The organism is Mesorhizobium sp. M7A.F.Ca.US.006.04.2.1 (genome assembly GCF_004022915.1).
Taxonomy (GTDB): Bacteria; Pseudomonadota; Alphaproteobacteria; order Rhizobiales; family Rhizobiaceae; genus Mesorhizobium; species Mesorhizobium ciceri.
This window is the reverse complement of record NZ_RZQA01000493.1, coordinates 1-4922: the sequence shown is the minus strand read 5'-3', so window position 1 is coordinate 4922 and position 4922 is coordinate 1. Positions and strand designations below refer to the sequence as shown.

Here is a 4922-nt window from a genome sequence, read left to right as displayed (position 1 = left end):
ACTCGGGCCTGTGCAATGCAAGCATGCGTAAAGTTTTTTCTGCAGGCCTGGAACCTCTCTCTGAAATCGAAATTGGGTCTGCAGCTTGGCTCCCGGGCCAGGTCTCAAAGCAGGGCCCGCCGCTGTTTGTGTCCTCAGTGGCGGGCCCACTTCGTTTCCGCTCAACACTACATTGCGATTGACTAAAGCAACGAACATCCAATGAACGCAATCTCACATGCATCGATCCATGGCCAGGTCGGCACGATCATTTTTTGGGTGACGGTGACCACGCCGACCAGTCGGTCACAAGGAGAACCAAACGACGAGACCTATAGCTACGGGCACAACGGCAATCCGGCCCTCCGCGATTTGTCGCGTCGGGTGTTCTTTCCTCCCGATTGCCGCAGCGTCGCAGTGCGACGAGCCGGTGAGATTGGCCGAAGGCCTGACGCCGGAAACGCGCGAGCGCGCCAAAACTACTGGATGATGCGCGGTGATGGTGGGATTGCTATCTTTAACTATGCCGATTTGCGGCTCTTGGCCTTTGGCCGGTCTTGGCCGATGCCTTCCTTGGCGAGGCTCTTTCGCAAAACCGAGGCCAGGTCGACCACGTTCTCCTGAGGCTTTGGCGCTGGTTTCGGCGGTTTTTTGCCCTTGCGCTTGGCGTCGATCATGGCAATCAACGCATCCTCGTAAGTATCCTCGAATTTCGAAGGATCGAACTTTGTCACCTTCTTGTCGATGAGAAGCCCCGCGATTTCGAGCAAATCCGAATCGTAATTTGGGCTTTTCACGTCATTAAAGACGGTGTCTTCCGATGTCATCTCATTGTGGGTGCGCAACTCGGTCAGCAGCATTCCTTTTTCAAACGGCTGTATCAATACTTCGCGGCCGCGCTGATAGAGTACGACGCAGGAACGTGCCGCGACGCGCTTCTTGGCCATCGCATCGCGCAGGACGGCAAAGGCCTCAAGGGAAGCGCCATCTGCCGGGATCAAGTAGTAGGGCTTTTCGAGATAGCGCGTGTCGATCTCGGCAACCGGAACAAAGGAATCGACATCAAGCGTATGCTGGGACGTCAGTTTCAGTTTCTTGATCTCGTCCGGCTCGACGTGGATGAAATCGCCCTTGTCCGCCTCATAGCCTTTGATCTGATCCTCGGCTTCGACAACATCGCCGGTGCCTTCGTCGACATAGGCACTCTTCACGGGTAAACCGTCGCTGCGGTTCAAAATCTTGAAGTGGATTTTCGATGCCTCGCTGGTGGCACCCACTATCTTGACCCCGCACGACACGGAACCGACCCTCAGAAAACCCTTCCAGACCGCGCGTGGCGCCACCATGCCGTTCCTCCTAGACGTCGACTTCCGCACAACGCCAGGCACACGGTTCCGTTCCGCGTCATGGGCAGCACCTTGTCGCAAGCTTATTCCTCACGGTAGTCCAGCAGCTTGGCGTGGCGGAGCCTTTCCTCGCCCTTCAGGAACCGCACGCGACCGACCAGACCAGGCTTGAGCCATTCGGCCTTTTCTTTCTTGAGACCGATCGGCACTGGTCCCCCGACCTTCCCTTGCACGCGATCCCAAAGTCGCTGGCGCTTGTCAGCTTTAAACGCAACGAAAGCGCCGCCAGCATATCGGCCTTTGTCGGCCATGAGCACCATTGCGGGCTTTCCGGCCTCGCGCTGCACGCCAATAATGTCCATTTCCTTTTCGGCATAGCACTTGATCTTGCGCCAGTTCATCGTCGGTCCGCTGCGATAGACGCTGTCCTTGCGCTTCGAGACCATGCCCTCCAACCCTGCCCTGTCGACCAGGTGATAAACCGCGTCACCGGTGCCGGGCAGGGCTTTGCTGACCTGAATGCGGCCGACGGCTGGAATCAGTTCCTGCAGGATCTCGCGGCGGTCTTCCACCGGCATGTTGCGCAAATCATGCCCGTTCAGGTGCAGGAGGTCGAATGCCACCAAATACAGATCGCGCGACGGCTCACGACGGGTGACGGCTGACTGCAGGGCCTGGAAGTCGGACAGGCCGGCCTCGTTGACCGTGATTGTCTCGCCATCGATGATGAAACTTTCCGCCTCGATCGCCTCCGCCTCTCCGGCAAGTTCGATATAGCGGCCTGTCCAGTCGTATCCGTTCTTGGTGAACAGCCGGATCCCGTTTTCATCCTTCATGATTTGGGTCCGATACCCGTCGAATTTGATCTCATGGAGCCATTCGTCGCCCTGCGGTGGCGTTTCGACCAGCTCGGGCTCCATGGGCTTTATGAACTTCAAACGCATGCGCTGACTCGCATAGTGCGATTCAATTAGCGCGCGCTAAAATGGTTCCGGAACATTTTAGACGAATTGAATGTTTGATGGTTATGACGAAGCTATCCGACCTTGGACCGCCGATTCCCGGCACGCAGCACGGCGGCGAGCCTGCCGACGAGCGCGACAATTTCATGACCTGTCCGGTCTGCGGCCAGCCGTTCGACATGCGCGATTTCCGCCAGGTCGCTTGGCACAATCTGCCTCAGCATGAACCGCTGGAATCGGAGCTTGCCACGGGCCGGAACGCGAACTGGTTGCGGATCCGACCATTGAAATAGCGGCCCTTGGCAAAGGCAGATTTGAAATCGGCGACGATCTCCGGCGGTACATCCAGAAAGTCGTACTGCCTGCCACTCGCTACAAACCACACTGAGAGAACCCTGGTTTCCGGGTCGTATTCGAACTTGCGTATTGAGGTCGACGGCATGGTGCACCAGGTCATTGCCGGTGAGCGACCCGCGAGATGGCCCGCCCTGTGAGGAAGCAGAGAGCGGGCCGACCACGGCTGTACGTCCATGGCCATCATCGCCTCCACGGAAGGACGGTGACAGCATTCCAACTCCCATTGGATTTCGGTGTTCCACACATAAACAAAAAGGCCCGCCACCTCTCGGCAGCGGGCAGTGTAGGTCGCTAGGATCACCCAGCGGTACCTAAAGTACACCCCGCCTCGCCAAAAGGGAAATGTTAGGTATCTCTAATGGATAATTCGGACCCTGGGGCTGACCGTGGGGTATCAAATCCGAGAATATCCTGCGGGCCAGGTGATAGCGGAATACCGAGCTGGGGCCCCGACATCCTATTGGGCCGCCGCACAGGCAACGAAAATGCCCGTGACGCTACACCGATCCGGAAACTACTTTCTTGAGGTGACCGATGCGAGCACGGGAGGGTGTTCGCCTACCAATACACCGATTTGCTCTACTGAGTGGCTTTGAGCAGCGGCTGCTGCTTCACCTCCGGGCCAAACCGGCCGCTCGATTCATAGCCGCAGCGGGCTGTCCTAGGGATAGTTGGACTGGACGGTGTGTTGATTCACCCCTGCTGGATGGCTGAGGTGCAAAACCATGCAAACCACAATGCCCCGATACGCGACAGAAAAGCGGTTGCATCGTCGACTTTATTCAAGCCGGAATTCAACCGCATGCTTGTCGGACTCACGAATGAGGCCACTGTCCATGGCGGCTTCGAACGCCTTGGTGAAATACTGATCATCGGAGGCCTCGTGATCCTGCTGCGCAAGATCGATCGGCAGCGCTCCGATCACGCGGCCCGTTGTCTTCTCGATAACCGTGACGGTCCTCTGCATCATGGTTTGTTGACCGTGTCGTCGACTGCGTTGGCCGTTGCCTTGACTTCCCGGCCGACGCCTCGGACGGCGTTGGCGCAGGCCGCAAGGGCAAAGGCACAGGCAAGAATGACAATCGGTGTGATGCGTAGCAGTTTCATGGACGGGTTCTCCTATTTGTGATTATCAAGTCCGCTTTGCCGTATCGCACCTGTAACCGCCATCACCTTGTTGTGGGCGGCCGCTTCATCTGCGGTGTCAAAGGGCGTTGCGATGGTCGTCCCATCCAGAGCCAGTATCACAGCCAGGAACGGAAGGCCGATCAGCGGTGGTGCGTAGACAACGTACGCTGGGCGGGCATTCTTCATCGCCCATGTAGCACCATTTGTCGGTCAGGACCTAATCCACCTTAAAATGCCGAAGCGCCTCTATTCTTCACATCGCCGACTTCCTGCACCACCGTGGCAAGCGATTCCTTCTATAGGAAACAGCCATGATTTTCCTTCCGGGTAGTGATTGGGGTATGGTCGTGGAGAAATCTGCTGACAGCAAGTCGGCGACCTGGCCCCAAGTCCTATGCGTGCGAGGATGGCCATGGATCAGAAGCAGAGGCGGCCCAGATCCGCCATGCCGAAGCCTTATCGGCCCGCCCTCGGTTTCCAACATTTCAAGCACGAAGTTGTCGAACATCTGCCATCCCCAAAAATGGGCGGTTGTCGGCTTGAAGAACTCCTTGAGCATGGATTGGTTCGGGACGTGCCAATCGCGACTGCAGATCGTTTCGGCTCCCGGTTAGCTTTCGCTCAGGGCTCATTCTGGACGTGAATGGCTAGACGGATTTAACGGAGCAGGCCCTCGTCGTCGAACGCGTTCCAGCCCTCCAACTTGGGCCGGGGAGCGTCATCTCTGGGGTTATTCCCGGCACCGCGAACCTTCTCGCTACCCTTTCCCGCCCGCGTCAGGGCAGCCTTGCCGGCGCCACGTCGCCTGTTCTCTGTAACTTGCTGCGCGTCCTCTTCACGCCAAAGGCTTGGCAGATCACGATCAAGGATGTCCTCGATGTGCCTGGGATCGAACACGTGGAAGTTGACGGCCTTGGATCGACCGCGCATCTTCACGGTGCGGGTGCCAATGCTTTGCAGCCGTCCGTCCTTCAGCCACTTGTGACGCTCACGCGAAGAGATCGCAAGGATGTCTTCGGCCTCGCGCGGCAGGACCGGGAGTACTGCGATGGTTTCCAGTGTCTTGGCGATCTTGTTCGAGGCGGCCTCCAACTCTTCGGCATCGTCTTCACGCATCCGCAATGTCATGCGACCAGTCTCGGCTTTGACG

At 57.7% G+C, this 4922-nt stretch carries 6 protein-coding genes; all 6 read right to left on the bottom strand.

Annotated elements, in window-relative coordinates; translation table 11 throughout:
* Positions 1-500 precede the first annotated feature (500 nt).
* Positions 501-1325: a Ku protein gene (locus tag EN925_RS23475; protein WP_063174039.1), complete on the bottom strand. Its 825-nt coding sequence runs from the start codon at positions 1323-1325 to the stop codon at positions 501-503.
* 83 nt (positions 1326-1408) lie between these two features.
* Complete coding sequence (locus EN925_RS23470; protein WP_127369312.1) at positions 1409-2269, bottom strand: ATP-dependent DNA ligase; 861 nt, start codon at positions 2267-2269, stop codon at positions 1409-1411.
* A gap of 235 nt (positions 2270-2504) precedes the next feature.
* Entirely contained in the window at positions 2505-2828 is a 324-nt protein-coding gene (locus EN925_RS23460) for a KTSC domain-containing protein (RefSeq protein ID WP_245461904.1), read from the bottom strand.
* Between the two features lie 594 nt (positions 2829-3422).
* A complete protein-coding gene (locus EN925_RS23455; protein ID WP_013525035.1) occupies positions 3423-3614 on the bottom strand; it encodes a hypothetical protein in 192 nt (63 codons plus the stop codon).
* The gene (locus tag EN925_RS23450; RefSeq protein ID WP_128336963.1) at positions 3611-3751 is read right to left on the bottom strand and encodes an EncA/B family entericidin; all 141 of its coding nucleotides are present in this window, start codon (positions 3749-3751) and stop codon (positions 3611-3613) included. Before EN925_RS23450 ends, EN925_RS23455 begins: the two co-directional genes overlap by 4 nt.
* Positions 3752-4429: 678 nt before the next feature.
* Positions 4430-4922: hypothetical protein (locus EN925_RS23440; RefSeq protein WP_128336961.1), on the bottom strand; the 493-nt coding region annotated here is incomplete at its 5' end.